The sequence below is a fragment of the Arthrobacter hankyongi genome (assembly GCF_022012395.1).
Taxonomy (GTDB): Bacteria; Actinomycetota; Actinomycetes; order Actinomycetales; family Micrococcaceae; genus Crystallibacter; species Crystallibacter hankyongi.
Genome location: NZ_JAKLTQ010000006.1, coordinates 35179 through 50722 on the forward strand (window position 1 = coordinate 35179; position 15544 = coordinate 50722).

Here is a 15544-nt window from a genome sequence, read left to right on the forward strand (position 1 = left end):
GTGCTTACAGCACGGATGCCAGGCTACCGGCATGTTCGACGATCTGACGGAAGATGGCTTGCTGCGACTCCCTGGGTGGCTCCCAGCAATCGGCCTACGGGCCGCTCCGCTGGGGCTCCGCGACCTGACTACCGCGCTTTCCAAGTAGACCGCATACCCTGCCTGCATGCCCTGCTGCCACCTCGAAACAGTTACAGCTTCTACGGCGCTGACAGTTCACGCAGCTGCGGGCGAGCCAAAGATCTGATCCACAACCCGCCGGCTCGCCGTCCCATCATCTAGATAGGTGTAGCCCGCCACAAATTCCATATATTGCGGCGGCAGGCTGAATCCTGTCTCGGCTGCGTTCATCAGCGTTGCCGCCACTTCCTCCGTGGAGGATACCTGGGGGCCGGGCGCTGTGGCCGAAAAATCAACGACTGGTTTCCGATACCTAAAATATGAATCGATATCCGGAACCATAAAGATCATGGGTTTTCTTAAGGCAGCATAATCGAACCGGATGGACGAGTAGTCGAATATACCGATGTCGGAAGCAATCATCAGCTCGTTGATCGACGCATGGGTGCTGACGTTCCGAATGCGATCGGTATTGGTCAGTTTCACTCCTTGCCGGGCATGGTAGGCATGCCCCCGCACAAGAACCGTCCACTGCGGCCCAAGTTCTTCGCTGAGTCGGCGTACGTCGAGAAAGCTGACCATCCGGGACCGGTAATCGTTGATAGCGTCAGCGTCCCGAAAGGTTGGAGCATACAGGGCGACATTCTGGTCTGCAGCGATGCCTAGACCGCGTCTGATGCTGATCCGGCGCGCAGCCGAGGCATCATTGACGAGTTCGTCGTTCCGCGGATAGCCATATTCCAGCACCTTGCCTTGGTAGCCAAAATGTTCGCGAAGCAGCGGTGTAGCGTAGGCCGCCGGTGAAACCAAGTAGTCCCAATCCTTGGCGCGAGCCAGCAACGAATCGACGCGATGACCGTCAAGGTGAAGACTCTCCCAATGCGGAAGTCCCATTGATTTGAATGGATAGCCGTGGAAGGTTTGAATGATCACCTGCCCGTCCCTTTTCACCATATATTCTGGTTGGTGCATGTTGTCCACGTAGTATTTCGTCGTCGCCAGCGACCGGTACCAATCCTCGCTGTCGCGGATGACAGGAATCGCCCCCTCCGGTATAGCAACAGAACGATCCTTGACAGCCCACAGCAGTTCAAGCTTTGATCCGCGTTCCCTAAGTTCTTTGTGGATCGCCAACTGATTACAAGACGCGGACTCCCCAAAGTAACTCCGAAAAAGGACCGATTGCCTCAGGTTCTCGCTGACCTCCACATATTTTGCCTTTAGCTTGCGCTGGCTTGCCGCCCCAATTTCCGAGTCCTTGTAGGACGGAGACACTCGGACGATAAGACTTCGTCTTCGCAGACCGACGGTCGCTCTGTGCGACGGCGATACGGCAGATATGGGCAGTGGCGTGGCTAGATGAGGATCAGCCCTAAACGTAATGCGCCTGCCATCCTCCGACCATGCTGCGACCTGATAGATGCCGCTGGCCAACGCCTCGCCGGGCGCGCGGTAAAGCTCTACCTCAACCACTTGGCTACCCGGCGAAAAGGTGCCCAACATAATCGCCTCAGGTCCGCCGACTAGTCCAAATGATGCCGTTCCTGCAGTAAACGCATCGATACTTAGGCGCAGCCTGCCCAAATTATCGAATCCTACGTCTCGGACCTCGACGACATTGCGGTCCTCGTATAGTTCGAGGTTTCCATGAACTGACAGGGCGAGTTTGCGCTGCTGGATCTGCGGAGCATTCTCATGCGAAGCGCTCCAGGTAATAGGGCGGAGTTTCCCCTTTGTGTCGAATGCTCGAATACGAGCGGCGCCTCTAGGAAGGTGGCCAAGGTCGGATAGATCGAACACAGTTTCAACATCGTCGGTGTCCAGTTGCCTTGTCCGCACCGGCGCGAAGTACCGTCGCCCTCCCGTAATTGCAGCTACGGCCTGCAGCTCAATGCCTGGTTTGGTACGTAAAACTATAGAGCCAGCATTACCGTCTGCAGCGGGTGCAGCCGTGACAGTCGGCTCGCTGATGCGGATGGAGATGACGCGGCTGGCTGACATCGTTGGATTTACGCTACGGTTCTGGATCAGCTTCGCCCCAACGATGGCCAGTGACGACGAAGCCATCACCGGAACGGACTTGATTCTCCGTGCGATCCCGGAAGTCATGAGCTGCAGCTCAAGGTTCCAGCTCTCCGGTTTACCGAAAGCTTTGGAGGCAAGTATGTCGCGAAAATCAATATCGACTTCAAAGCCACCCTCCGAGTAATCATTTACCGGATGGTTGCCGACATGTTCGTCCAGTGAAACGGTCCGTCTTTTCGTCGGTATCATCAGCTCTTTGCCGTCAGGAGAAACCAACACCAACTCGACTGCATAGTCCGCATATTTCGTATCGACATGGTCGATGTAGGCGTACCCTTCCACATGAAGCTTGTCATCCAGCCACAGGCCTCTGGTAAAACGGCATATCGAGGGAAATTGATGTTCCTGGAGACGACGCATAGATTCTTCCACTTTAAACCGGTCAAAGTCAATTGCTTCGGAGTCCAGAAAGACTTCCCCTGATTTAACGTAGGTGGAATAGTTCTTGAGATCCCACAGTCCTTGACGGAAGTAGTCAAGGGCGTCATCTCGGGAACCGTTCAGGACAATCTGATAGAGCAGTCGGTGCTGGGCATTCACCTGGTCCCACGCGTCCAGCGGGACCTCGCCTGCCAGTTCAGCAATACCCTCCGCCACCGCTTCCCAGAAGGCGGGGGAAGACTGCGATATCTGACGCAGCCACATCGGGAAATCGTTGGCCAGGATCTGCTGGGCCCGCACGATTGACACTTGGTTGCTCAACTCACTGAGCTCCGACAGTGAATACTTGGCAGCGCTCAGGCGGGCTTGGAAATCGGCTACATCACCGACTTTCTGGGTAATCGAGGACTTATCCTCCCTAGCACGCCACTGATAGTAGGGTTCCGTCAGGACATCGAAGCTCGCAGATTTTGCGTAAAGCCGAGCAGAGAAGATTTGATCTTCATACAGAATTCCTGGCTGGAATTCCAGCGCGTGCTGGTCCCAAAACGACCTCCGTATCACCTTCGAACAGGCCATAGCGTTAACCATGATTCCGGGGAATTCACTGACCGTGGCCTTCAAGCGTTCGACTCCATGCGCGGCCTGGATCCACCTCGCGGCTTTCCACTCACGGGTGGAATTGAAGCGAGAATAGGAAGAGACCAAGAAGTCAGACTGCGTCTCATTCAGAACGCTAACAGCGCGCTGAATGTAGCCGGCCCCGATTGTATCATCGGAATCAATAAAGGCTAAGTACTCCCCTGACGCAGCAAGCACGCCAGCATTACGGGCGCGGCTCAGCCCGCCGTTCGCTTGTTCTATCAGACGAAAACGGTGATCCTTTTCGACGTATGAACGAGCAATGTCGGGAGACGTGTCTGTAGATCCGTCATTGACCAGAATTACTTCAATGTTGGTATATGTCTGGCGAATGATGCTATCAAGGCACTGGCGCAGATACGATTCGACATTGTACACGGGAACGATCAGGCTGACAAGCGGACGACGGATTTTGGCGTGCACCTCATGTGCGCCTTGACTTCTCAGCAGTATTCCGCGGACACATTTCTTGAAGCCCCGCTGCACGGGCTGGGGAAGAAAACGGGTGACCTTTTTATATACCGGCGCCAATCCGCTTGCCCTAATCGAACCTATCTGGCTTTCCAACATGCTCTACTCTCCCCCAACACGACTATCAACACAGGCTGCTGGTTGTTCGCCCCATTAGCCGCAATTCGCCCGTTCAGGCGTTGTCTTGCAGAGCCACCATGCTCTCTGCAGACAGGGGATCGACCTTGCGCACGTCGATCACGTGTCCAGTCCTACCCGAAATGAGGACATCAAGGGACGCCTGTGCAACCGTCTCCGACTCGAGCAGGCCGGACGGGTCCTCTTGGCCGAATGCCTTCGTACGCATCGGAGTTCCGGTCCGTTCGGGATTGACGCAGTTAACACGCACCCCGTCCTCGGACCACTCATCTGCCAGCGCCTGGGTCAGGTTTACTGTGGCGGCCTTAGCGGAGCTGTAGAGGCTGTAGCTGGCGCGGCCACGGGTGTACGAGCTCGAGGTGAACAGCAGCAGGGACCCGCCGGTCTTCTTGAGCTCCGGGTAGAAGGTCTGTGCCACCAGTACCGGGCCGATGTAGTTGATTTCGGTCGACTCGTAAATGGTCTCGTCCGAGGTCTCGCTAAGGAGTCCGCGAGGCAGCACCCCTGCAGTGTTGACCACGTAATCAATGCGGCCGGTTTCGGCCAGCACCTCGTCGCGTGCTGCAACCACATCCTCGCGGCGATTCACATGGGTCTTGGTGCTGGAACGGGAGAAGATCTTGACAGTTGCACCGTAGCGGGCGGCCATGGCCGCGATGTCCGCACCAATACCGTAGGATCCGCCGAAGACTACGACGGTCTTTCCCTCCAGCGCGGCCCGGTAGCCTTCCTCGCTCGACGGCGCCGGGACGTCGTTGCTGGTGAGCTGGAAGAGCTTGTCCGCAATGTAGATGTCGATGGGCTCGGTGACCTTCATGTTGCGGTCATCGCCCTGAACGACTGCTACCGGCACCTCTGGCTTGTATTTGAGGACTACGGTGCAGTCGTCGGTTGCGGCAAATTCCGGGTCCTTCGCAGCCTCGGTGTAGGCCGACCGGATGACGCTGAGCTTGAAGGCCTGGGGAGTCTGGCCACGGCGCAGCATGGCCCGCGGCGGGACGGAGCTGATCACCGGGTAGCCGTCAATCTCTTTGCCAGCCAGAGAGATGATGGTGTCTGCAGAAGGAATGGCAACGTCGACTGCACCGTGAGTGTTCAGCGCCTTGACTACATCGGTCACGATGCGCGGAGAGAGCAGAGGCCGGACAGCGTCGTGGAGGATGACATTGCATTCCTCGTCGTCCAAGGCGGCCAAGGCCCGCTGCGTGGTGTCGTTGCGGTTGTCGGCGCCCTCGAGGATCTGCGACACCTTTTCGAAGTCGTTGCGCTTGACGATCTCGCGAACCTTGTCCAGATAACCCGGAGTCATCATGATCACGACTTCGTCGATGGCAGGATGGCTGTTGAGAATGTCCAGAGTGTGCTCCATGATCGGCCGGCCGGCGATCTTGATCAGCTGCTTGGGAATATTCAGTCCGACGCGCGACCCGACGCCTCCGGCAAGCACTACTGCAACGTTCCGTAGTTCAGACAAAGACTTACTCCCTAATTAATCAATTCGTTGGCCGGTCGCCCGGAACAGTTTACCGGCTATACACAGACGTCCGTGCTAAGGGCGGGCCGAAGGCCCCTGGCCGGCGCCCACCACATGCGTGCGAACAGGGGCCAGCATTTCATTGGGGTAGTGTCACGACGGCCTTGATCGCGTGGTGGTCGGATGGAATGGTCCCGGTGAACCTGCCCGTCGCAGGGTCGATGTTCGCCACGAGCTCCCACTTCTTTGCGGCAATGTCATTCGACACCATGACGTAGTCGATCTGCGTGCCGAAGGTGCTCGGCGGCGGGTTCTGGAAGCCATGGCTGCTGTTGAAGTTGGCCTTCGTCTGCGGGACGTCCAATCCGGCGGTGTTTGCGAAGCCTCCGGTTAGGAGGGTCGAGATCGGCTTGTGGCTTTCGTGCGAGTTCAGGTCCCCTAGGAGCACCACCGGGAGGCTCGCTGTATTCACCTGCTTCAGTGTGTCCAAGATCCCAGTCACTTGCGCCACGCGGTTGCTTTCATTGGTGCCCCTGGTCGTAATCCCGGCGGCGTAAAGATGCGTGTCGACGGCGATGAACCGCGCCTTGCTGTCGAGCTTCTCAAAGACCTGCCAGGATGCGGTGTAGCCACTACCCCGGTCGTCGGGGTTCGGCAGGCTGATCTTGCCGCCATTCCCGACCGGCTTTACGGTGGCCGACTTGTAAAAAATGTGGTTTCCGTCCAACTGGTACTCGTCCCTCCAGCAGCCGTCCTTGCCGCACTGACTGTAGGCGTAGAGACCGTCCGTTCCGGTCAGCGCCCGCCGGTAGCCCTTGGTAGCCAGGATTTTTCGCAAGTCCTCCCACTGAGGTGTCACGCCATCGCCCCCGGGGTAGTCATCGGACGCATAGGCCTCCTGAACGCCGACAACATCGGCCCCGCTGCTGCCGATGGTCGCCGCGATGGCCGGTTTGCGATTGTTCCAGCTACGGCTGCTGACACCGCCGTCATATTTAGCGGACAGGACGTTGAACGACATAACGGTCAGCGGCACACCTGTGCCCGACGTCGTTCCGGAGACGGTGCTGCTGTATGCACTGCGGGCGATGTTCTGCTTCAGTCCGTTAACGGCTCGGACCTGGAAATAGTACTTTTTGCCGGAGGCGAGGGTATTGAAAGTCAGCCGATTGCGGCCGTCAGAAGTCGTCAGGGTTTTCACGTTGCTGGTAAAAGCGGCATCCGTGGCGGCCCGTACCTCATACTGCCTGGCGTTCCACGTCGTGCTCCAAGTCAACGTGGCACCGTTCGGCGAGGTCCGTGCCACCTTCACGCCCGAGGGCACCGCCGGCTTGAGATTGGCCTCGAACTTGGGCGAGTAGCGGACGTTTGTGGTGTTGGACTTGTTGAACGCGAGAATCCGATAGTAGTAGCTCTTGCCCGGTTTGGACGCCGAGAGGTTCTCATCCACGTACCAGTCCTTGGACGTCTGCACCTTCACCAAATTCTTCGTGAAGTCACTGGCGGTGGAGCGCCAGATCTCGAATCGCGTGGCGTACTCCGGCCGGGTCCAGCTCAGTCCGATGGATGAGCCGGACTTCGGAACAGCCTTGATCCTCGTGAACTCTCGCGGCCAGAAGCATTTGAGGGTCACCTTCTTGGTGTCCGAGTAACTGCTCGAGGTCGAGGACCCCTTGTTCGCCTTCACCTTGAAGTAGTACGTCGTGCAGTTCTTCAAGTTGATGGGCTTGCGGGTGGTTTTCGAGGTCTGGAAGTACTGGACGCCGGAGGTGAACGTCGAGTTGGTTGCCAGCTTGCCCGTGTAGCTGGTGGCGCCGGCTACCGCTCTCCAACTGAAGACAAAACTCTCATAGTTGACCTCAGTCACGCTCAAGCCGGTCGGTCTGGCCAGCGAGGCGGCACTGGCGGCGGGCGCCGTAAGGTGGAGCGTTCCCCCCGCCAGGAGGACCGCTGCCAGAAAAGCGAGAATTCGTCGTGCCACAATTCTTCCTTGCCAAAACGGGAGGGGTCATGGAGCACACCCCCGGGAGTGAAGGTACAGCCAGGACAGAAATAACCTTTAACCTTGGAGTGCGACGATAGTAGGCAACCCATCAAACGGGAACCCTCGGCCGCGCCGGGACCGCTTAGCTGACTGAAATGGCAGCCTTGGCAACCGGTGCGCGGTCGAGGATAGCCAGCGAAACTTCCACGAACGGCTGGGCCGCCTCCGGTCCAATCACGTCGCCCAGGCAGTACCGGCGGCGCTCTGCGCGCTTGGCGGACAGCGGATCGCTGCCCAGCAAATCATTGAGAGCCGGCGCCAGGGTGGAAAGGTCCTTCTCGATCACGTAGGCCACCTGGGCCGTCGGGAACTCCCTCAGGAACGCTTCGCCACCGGAGGTGATGGCTGCCATCGCGAACGGCTTGCCCGACGCCAGGTACTCGGAGGCAATGCTGGAGACATCCGTGACCAGGGCATCGGAGAGATTGAAGCAGCCCGCGACGTCGAGCTCCTTCTCGGCGGCAGGACCGAAGACATGCTGGCGGCCTGTCGCGTCGGCGTCCTTGCGCAGCAGGTCATGGATCTTCAGCACCTGCTTCTTGTCGGCCGGAATCCCGTAGCTCAACGGGTGCGGCCGGAAGACCACCGTCGCGCCTCGTTCGAGCAGCGCCTTCACGATGTCCGGACCGATCGGCAGTGAGGAATAGCTGGTGCTGGGGCGGCCGCCCTGCCAGGTCGGTGCATAGAGGATCGTCGGCGCAGCCGGGACCGTCGCATTTTCGCGGAACTCGATCTTCTCCACCTGCGGCCGGCCAACCAGCTCGAACTTAGCGCGTGGGATTTCGATACCGTGGGCCGCATAGCGTGCGACCCCCTGCTCGCCGCAGACAAAGAGCTTGTCGTAGGTGGCATGCCTCGGGTGGAAATTGGCTTCCTTGTCCGAGTCTCCGTGGTTCAGCCAGATGTGGGTGAGCTTGCGGTAACGCTGGAATGCGGCGTTCCCCGGGCTGCCCTGGACGTAGTAGGCCGCCTTGAGGCTCGGGACGACCATGCGGTCGAGCGCGCCGGCCACGCCTTCCATCACGCTGACAACCGGCGCGCTGGTCAGACCCGCGATCACCGGCACCGTGGCAGGGTTCTTGGTGATCACGACGAAGGGCCGGTCCAGCCGTTCAAGATACGGGAGCCACATGCCCAGCTGGTACTCCGCGCCCTTGAGCGCAGCGTAGTAAACGGCAAATTCCGGCTTGTGCTTCTTGAGCAGCTCCGGAAGGCGGTCGTAATTCTGCTTGCTGATGGCCTGGGTCAGGACGGCGTAGCGAGCCACGCGGTACACGGGCAGCAGCTGACCCACGGCGAGAATGAGCGGGATCCAGCCCGGCACCCGGAACGCAGCCAGCAACACGGACAGCCCGATAACGGCCAGACTGTTGCGGGTGATCGTCCCGGCCGGGTACGGACGTGCCGGCAACGCCGGGGCGCCGGGCAGATGCGCAGTTTGCTGCCGCTTCCCTCCGAGGATTTTCTTGAGAACGGGCTCCTGGAGAACGACTACAGCTGTCAACCCCAGGGCCGCCCAGCTCCATCCAGCGTGCGCCGGAACCAACCGGGCATAAAAAGCACCGGCGGTCACTGCCAGCACCACCCGCACGGAAACATAGGTGGCCAGCAATCCCCCGTAGTCGAGGTGGCGCAGTGGACGCCGTTTTAGCCAACCGATGGCAAGGTACGCCGCCGCTGCGATCGCCGTGCCAATGACGGCCGTGAAGGTGTCCTCTGCCGACAACACCAGGATGCAGCCGACAACCGCAAGCGCACTGAGTGCCAAAATCTGCGCCAGGTTTCTGGACTCCTCCGGCAGAGTCCTCAGGGCACCGACGAAGCCCATTTCCCCCATTGAGCGAGCCATGGTCAGCTGAGTTCCTTCACGATCTGGCTGATGCTGTCCAGCGTGCGCTTCAACTCATCCACGTGGCGTTCGTCAAAGGCGCTGAGCACCCGCTTCATTTCCGTAGTCGAGATGCCGCTGGTCCTGGGCAGGTAGACGACCTCGACCTTGTCCTCGAGATCGTCGAACTTGCCCTTCCAGTCCTCGCCGATGCCGAAGACGTCGACGTTGTACTTTTCGATGTCTTCGCGCTTCTGTGCCCAGTTATCCTCGGGGATCGCCAGGTCGACGTAGCGGATGGCGCGCACAATCTCGATCCGCTGCTCGAACGGGACGACGGGTTTCTTACCTTTGATAGCGTTGAAGTCATCGGTGGATACGCCGACAATCAACTGATCTCCCAGTCCGCGCAAACGCTTGAGAATGTTCAGATGGCCGATATGGAACAGGTCGAACGTTCCGTAGGTCAGCACTGTCTTGCCCACTTGTTTACCTCAAATTCTTCCTGACGAAGGTCCCTGTCAATGTAACCATGCCTTCCTCCGGATCCGGGGATGGCATGGGCAGCCTCACTTCGGCGCGGTCGGATACCTTTCGTCAGCATGCGTGACCCACAGCCGGTCAAGGCCTCGTTGTACCGCTGACCGGAGAAGCGGGTTGATGGGCTTCTCCACAAACCGCCAGACAGCCCATGCCATGCTGAGGCACAGCGCGATGACGGCGGGCAGGACGGCGAGCTGGGGAAAATGAGGGCTCCCGAGTGAGATAAACCACCAGCCCCAGTACTCGTGTATGAGGTAGAGGGGGAAAGTCAGGCTCCCAGCCATGCTCAGGAACTTCCAAGGGACCCGATTGAGTCGTGTTAGTGTGGCTGCCGCGACGATAACAAATAGGCCGATAACCGTGATCCAAACGGTAGGCGGAGCGAGAGTCACGTGAGCCGCGTGCTCAATGGCTTGGGCATGACCGCCCAGCGTCTGGTAGCCGGCCAATATCGCGTTGAAACCCAGCGCGAGCAAAAGAAGCACGCTCGCCCCTTCCCGGTACACCATGTAAATGAGCATGCCGCCTGCGAACAAGGGCGCAAATTCCGGCACCAACAGGTTTGCCAGCAGCGGGTTGCCCGTTTCTTCCGCCATCGCACCGATCAAAGGCCAAAGCAGGCAAAGAACCAATACCCGCACACGTGTCATGCCTACGGCCATGAGAATGCCGATTATCAGGTAAAACTTCAGTTCCACCCAAAGCGTCCAATACACGCCATCGACATGACCTACACCAAGGCCTTCTTGAACCATGGTCAGGTTCACTAGCGCCTGTGTGAGGGAGATGTCTTTTCCAGCCGGCCAAAGGACGAGCAGCAAGAAGCTCGTCAACAGAACGCCTGCCCAATAGCCCGGGAAGAGCCTGCCAACTCGTGACGCAGTAAATGACGACACGTCACGGCCCCAAGCTGAGAGTAGGATGACGAATCCGCTGATGATAAAGAACAGCTGTACGCCGAAAGCACCGAAGGCGGAGATCTTAGAGAACTCCGGGAAGACCTGACCGACAGGCACACCCCATGCCGAGTTGTCGCGCGCTGTGAAGTGGTAAATCACGACCGCCAAGGCAGCCAGAAACCTAAGACCGTCCAGGAGGCGGAAGCGCGGTACTGCGGCTGATGGCCTTGTTCCTGTCATCTGTTGCCCCCGGATAGCCGCGCGTGTAAGCGCCGGTTCGGGAGTGTAGACATTCGTGCCCACACTGCTCCTATTCGTCATGTCCTTATAAAGGTATTGCCAAAGGTACTGCGTTGTAGGCCTCAGGCACGCGTTTGGACCGGGCGAGTGAAACCGGTCCAAACCTGCCAGGGCGAGATGGATTCGACCCGTGGTGGCTAGATCACAGGCCAGCGGCCCGACACGCCCATCCGGATCACCGTGGACCACTTCAGCTTGCGCCGGCTCTCCCCAGGTCCCCATGGATCCTGCTGCCAGCCGGCGCGCCAGCCGGCGAACCAGGGCTTGAGCTGCCCGAGGTCGCGGCGGGCGCGGAGCACCTGGACCAGCGTCCAGGAGCCGACGTAGGCCCAGCTGAACGGCCAGCGCAGGTTGCGCCGGGCCAGCCAGACCCGGTTGCGGGCATTGAGCCGGAAGAATTCCTCATGCCGGCGTGGGTCGATCACCGGATGACCGGCACGCAGGTCCCCGGCGTACCAGGTGCGGAAGCCGGTGTCCCAGACCCGCCAGGCGAATTCGATGCCCTCGTGGGCGTACCAGAAGGTGGCCGGCCAGCCGTCGGTGCGCTCGAACACGTCACGGCGCATGGCGATGGCCATCTCCACCACCGAGAACACGTTGCTGGAGGCGTGGGCGCTGCCCTTGCGCAGCCGCGGGATCCAGCGCTGCGGGGCGCAGGGGTCCGCCGGATCCTCGATCCGGGGCTGGATCATGCCGATGTCCGGCCGGGTCCGGAACAGCCGCGCGCAGGAGAGGAGGAAGTCCTCGTCCGGCAGCCAGGCGTCGTCGTCGAGGAAGAAGAGGTACTCCCCCGTGACCTGCGGCACGCCGGCGTTGCGCCCGGCGGGGATGCCGAGGTTCTCCTCCAGGTGCAGGGACTTGAAGCCGGCGGGCAGTCCTTCGGGCTTCCAGCCGTTGCCGACCACGACGACGTCCAGGCTGACCCCGCGCTGGGCGCGCAGCGAGGCGAAGCCGCGCTGCAGGTCATCCGGCCGGGTGCCCTGGGTGAGGATGACGACGCCGAAGGTGGGCACCGCCGTCGAGCCGTCCGCCGCCGTCGTCAGTCCCCTGCTTTCGGGGCCGGCGGCGCTCACTTGCGCAGCCTCGGCGATGCCATGATGGCCACGAAGTGGCCGATGTTCACGAGCAGCACCGCCGGGACCAGCACGTAGAGCAGCCAGCGCTCCCCCAGCGTGGGCTGGCCAGCGATGAGCGAAACGACCGAGGCGGCCAGGATGAGCAGGCTCATTTCCACGGAGTGCAGCATGCGGTGGAAGGGCAGGAAGCGGGCCAGCCGGCGCAGCCGCCCCACCAGGGTTGCAGCAGGAACGGCCTTGGCCGCGGCGGTGTCCGGCAGCTTGTCCAGGCCGGCCAGCGCGCGCGAGGCGTGGACCATGTCGTTCTGGGCCTTGTTGAGCACGATCAGCAGGGCCAGCAGGGCGCCGAGGAACATGTGGAACCAGGCCAGGTGCAGCAGCGCCCGGTCCGGATCCGGCCCGAGCAGGCCGAAGCCGCCGAGGCAGCGCAGGGCCAGGGCCAGCGGGATCAGGCCTTCGGTGGTGTAGTGGCCGATCTTGTCCAGGAAGATACCCTTGGGGCTCTGGGTTCCGCGCCAGCGGGCCACCTCGCCGTCGCTGCAGTCGAAGTACAGCTGCAGCTGGGAGCAGAACACGGCCAGCAGCGGGCCCCAGATGCCCGGAATGAGCAGGCAGGCGGAGATGGCCCAGCCGGAGAGGATCATCAGGCCGGTCACGCCGTTGGCGCTGATCGGGGTGCGCACCAGCACGCTGGTCAGGTAGATGGAGATGTGCCGAAGGTAGAGCTCGGCGGTCCAGTGTTCGGCGTTCTTCCGGCTGCGCACCTCCGGCGGCTGGGCGACGGCGCGCAGCTGCTCGAGGGTGGGGTGGGCCGGACGGGTAGTGTCCATCATGACTTCCTCCGGCTGGTGTCCACGGTGCCGGCGGCGCCGAACAGCCGGCCGCGCAGGTAGCCCAGCCCCCAGCTGACGTGGATGCCCGGCAGCACGGCAAGCAGGCGAAGCCGCTCGGGCCGGCCCAGATCCTGCTTCATGGTGGCCGAGGCATAGGCGAGGCCCGCACCGTAGAGGGCGGGGACCAGGCCCGCGGCGGCGACCGGGAGCTTCAGCCAGGCCGGCCAGCGGCGGGTGGCCCCGGACGCGGACAGTACGCCGCCGGCGGCGCCGGCGGCCAGGCCGGCTACCAGCAGGGGCGGCAGGTAGTGCCGCGTCGACTTGCCTTCCTGGTGCCGGCGGGCCAGTTCGGCCCGCCAGATACCGGCAGCGTAGAACTGCCGCACGAGCTTGCCCCAGCTGGAGCGTGGCCAGTAGGTGACCTTCAGTTCCGGATCGAACCAGACGTCGTAGCCGGACTGGCGCAGCCGCAGGCACATATCCCAGTCCTGGCCGCGCCACAGGGTCTCTTCGAAATGGCCGACGGCGTCCAGCGCCTCGCGCCGGAAGACACCCAGGTAGGCGGATTCGGCCGGGCCTTCCGGCGCGCCGCTGTGGTACGCGGCGCCGCCCAGCCCCAGCGGGGAGACATAGGCTGCGGCCACGGCCCGCTGGAACGCGGTCTTGCCCTGGGCATCCATCAGCCCGCCGACGTCGGCGGCCCCGGTGCGCCGCAGGGTCGCCACTGCGCGGGCCGTGTAGTGCGGTTCCAATTCGGTATGCGCGTCCACCCGGACGATGACCGGATAGCGGGAAGCGTCCAGGGCCAGGTTCAGGCCGGCCGGAGTCCGGCCGGTGGGGCTGGCCACACTATGCAGCCGCGGCTCCTGCGCCTGCAGCCGGGCCACGATCTCGTTGGTCCCGTCCGTGGACGGACCCAACGCCAGCACAATCTCCTTGGGCCCGGGATAGTCCTGGGCCAAGATGCTGCGCACCGCATCCTCGATGTGGGCGGCCTCGTTCAGGATGGGCATGATGTAGGAAACCCCGGGATGTTCGGCCAGCGGGGAAAGGCGGTTCACGGCTGGCACTATTTCCTGGAATCCCGGTAGGCGGCCACGACTTCCTTCGGCTCTCCGTCCATCTGCAACACACCCTTGTTGATCCAGATCACCCGGCTGCAGGTGTCCAGGATGGACTTCATCGAGTGCGAGACCAGGAACACGGTCCCGGCGTTCTCGCGGATTTCGCGGATACGGGCCTCGCTGCGCTGGCGGAACCGCTGGTCCCCCACGGCCAGCGCCTCGTCCACGATCAGGATCTCGTGCTGCTTGGAGGCGGCGATGGCGAATTTCAGCCGTGCCTGCATGCCAGAGGAATAGGTGCGCATCGGCAGGTCGATGAACTCTTCCAGCTCCGCGAAGGCGACGATGTCATCGCGCAGTTCGTCAATTTCGGCCTTGCCAAAGCCCAGGGCCAGGCCGCCGAGCATGATGTTCTTCTCGCCCGAGAGCTCCGGGATCAGCGCCGCGCCGACGCCGAGCATGTTGGGCCGGGACGCGGCGTAGACGGCGCCCTGGCTGGGCGGGGTCAGGCCCACCAGGGCACGCATCAGGGTGGACTTGCCGGAACCGTTCGAGCCAATCACGCCGATCGACTCGTTCTCGTAGGCCATGAAGGACACCCCCTTGAGGGCATGCACAGTGCGCAGTCCGCGGGTGCGGTTCAGCAGCGAACGGCCGGTGCCGGGGGCCTTCCGGCCGGCGGCGTGCACCCGGTACTCCACGTGCACGTTGTCCACGACGACGACGGGTTTCCTGCCGTCCTCGGACGGCATGAACTCGTTCAATTTGTCTCCGGTTTCAGTCAATCCGGCCATAACGCTCCTCAGCAGACCAGAAGAACAGGATTCCGGCCACGAATACCGCCACCGACCAGATGGTGAAGTACAGCCAGTAGACCGGCGGATACGTCATACCGGGCATCAGCAGACCACGTGCAATGGTGAGCATCTCGTGGATGGGGTGGAAATTAAACAGCTCGACGGCCCAGGGGTGGTTCTTCAGGATCCTGTCAATCGCGAAGAGCACACCCGAGGTGTAGAAGAGGATCCGGGTAATCAGCGGCAGCAGCTGGGTCAGGTCGCGGACGTGGACCGTCAGGCGCGCCGCAATCAGGGCCACCCCCAGGTTGAACACGGTGAAGATGGCCACCAGCGGGATGATCAGCAACCACTCCGTGGTGATCGGCGCACCGAGCACCACGATGTACACGGCCATCACAACCAGCATCGGAACCAGGGTCATCAGCTGCTGGATTACAGTGGACAGCGGCAGGGTGATCCGGGGGAAGGCCAGGGACTGCACCAGCGCACCGTTACCCGTGATCGACCTGGCGCCTGCGGTCATCGACGTGGCGAAGAACTCGAAGAGAAAAACGCCGATGACCACGAACATCGGAAAGTTCGGCGGCCGGTTGGCGCCCTGCAGGACGCCGAAGATCAGCCCGTACATCAGGGCGTTGAGCGTGGGCTTGATGAAGATCCACAGCATGCCCAGCCGGTTGCGGTGGTTGGCCGCTTCGATCTTGTACTGGGCCATGGCGATGGCGAAGTCCCGCCGGCGCCAGGCCTGCGCCAGGTAACTCGGGAGGGACGGACGGGCACCGACTCTGCGGAGTCCGCTCCGTTCCGAATATTCGGCAAGGCTCATGCCAGCATTTTTCCTAACAC

General features: G+C 61.5%; 11 protein-coding genes. All 11 read right to left on the reverse strand.

The window, feature by feature from the left end:
• Positions 1-216: 216 nt before the first annotated feature.
• The 11 genes from LVY72_RS10085 to LVY72_RS10135 all read right to left on the reverse strand — a co-directional run bounded on the left by LVY72_RS10085 (position 217) and on the right by LVY72_RS10135 (position 15524).
• Entirely contained in the window at positions 217-3798 is a 3582-nt protein-coding gene (locus tag LVY72_RS10085) for a bifunctional glycosyltransferase/CDP-glycerol:glycerophosphate glycerophosphotransferase (protein WP_237820424.1), read from the reverse strand.
• A gap of 73 nt (positions 3799-3871) precedes the next feature.
• A complete protein-coding gene (locus LVY72_RS10090; RefSeq protein ID WP_237820426.1) occupies positions 3872-5311 on the reverse strand; it encodes a bifunctional cytidylyltransferase/SDR family oxidoreductase in 1440 nt (479 codons plus the stop codon).
• A gap of 139 nt (positions 5312-5450) precedes the next feature.
• Entirely contained in the window at positions 5451-7292 is a 1842-nt protein-coding gene (locus LVY72_RS10095) for an endonuclease/exonuclease/phosphatase family protein (protein WP_237820428.1), read from the reverse strand.
• 145 nt (positions 7293-7437) lie between these two features.
• Positions 7438-9183: a CDP-glycerol glycerophosphotransferase family protein gene (locus LVY72_RS10100; RefSeq protein WP_237820430.1), complete on the reverse strand. Its 1746-nt coding sequence runs from the start codon at positions 9181-9183 to the stop codon at positions 7438-7440.
• Positions 9184-9206: 23 nt separating this feature from the next.
• Positions 9207-9668 carry an FAD synthase family protein gene (locus LVY72_RS10105; RefSeq protein WP_237820431.1) on the reverse strand — a complete coding sequence of 154 codons (462 nt, stop codon included), beginning with the start codon at positions 9666-9668 and terminating at the stop codon, positions 9207-9209.
• 84 nt (positions 9669-9752) lie between these two features.
• Entirely contained in the window at positions 9753-10928 is a 1176-nt protein-coding gene (locus tag LVY72_RS10110) for an acyltransferase family protein (RefSeq protein WP_237820433.1), read from the reverse strand.
• A 134-nt stretch (positions 10929-11062) separates the two neighbouring features.
• Positions 11063-11968 (reverse strand): glycosyltransferase family 2 protein, encoded by a 906-nt coding sequence (locus LVY72_RS10115; protein WP_269092399.1) that lies wholly within the window; start codon positions 11966-11968, stop codon positions 11063-11065.
• A 26-nt stretch (positions 11969-11994) separates the two neighbouring features.
• On the reverse strand, positions 11995-12834 hold the full coding sequence (locus tag LVY72_RS10120) for a CDP-alcohol phosphatidyltransferase family protein (RefSeq protein ID WP_237820437.1): 840 nt from the start codon (positions 12832-12834) through the stop codon (positions 11995-11997).
• On the reverse strand, positions 12831-13895 hold the full coding sequence (locus LVY72_RS10125; protein ID WP_308190742.1) for a glycosyltransferase family 2 protein: 1065 nt from the start codon (positions 13893-13895) through the stop codon (positions 12831-12833). Before LVY72_RS10125 ends, LVY72_RS10120 begins: the two co-directional genes overlap by 4 nt.
• 8 nt (positions 13896-13903) lie before the next feature.
• Positions 13904-14692: an ABC transporter ATP-binding protein gene (locus tag LVY72_RS10130; protein WP_237820441.1), complete on the reverse strand. Its 789-nt coding sequence runs from the start codon at positions 14690-14692 to the stop codon at positions 13904-13906.
• Positions 14676-15524, reverse strand: a complete 849-nt coding sequence (locus LVY72_RS10135; RefSeq protein WP_237820443.1) for an ABC transporter permease — start codon at positions 15522-15524, stop codon at positions 14676-14678. Before LVY72_RS10135 ends, LVY72_RS10130 begins: the two co-directional genes overlap by 17 nt.
• Between the last annotated feature and the right edge of the window lie 20 nt (positions 15525-15544).

What these genes read in the sequence shown, in the direction of transcription:
- LVY72_RS10085 (WP_237820424.1), bottom strand. Translation starts at nt 3,798, where the DNA reads ATGTTGGAAAGCCAGATAGGTTCGATTAGGGCAAGCGGATTGGCGCCG.
- LVY72_RS10100 (WP_237820430.1), bottom strand. Translation starts at nt 9,183, where the DNA reads ATGGGCTTCGTCGGTGCCCTGAGGACTCTGCCGGAGGAGTCCAGAAAC.
- LVY72_RS10120 (WP_237820437.1), bottom strand. Translation starts at nt 12,834, where the DNA reads ATGATGGACACTACCCGTCCGGCCCACCCCACCCTCGAGCAGCTGCGC.
- LVY72_RS10130 (WP_237820441.1), bottom strand. Translation starts at nt 14,692, where the DNA reads ATGGCCGGATTGACTGAAACCGGAGACAAATTGAACGAGTTCATGCCG.
- LVY72_RS10135 (WP_237820443.1), bottom strand. Translation starts at nt 15,524, where the DNA reads ATGAGCCTTGCCGAATATTCGGAACGGAGCGGACTCCGCAGAGTCGGT.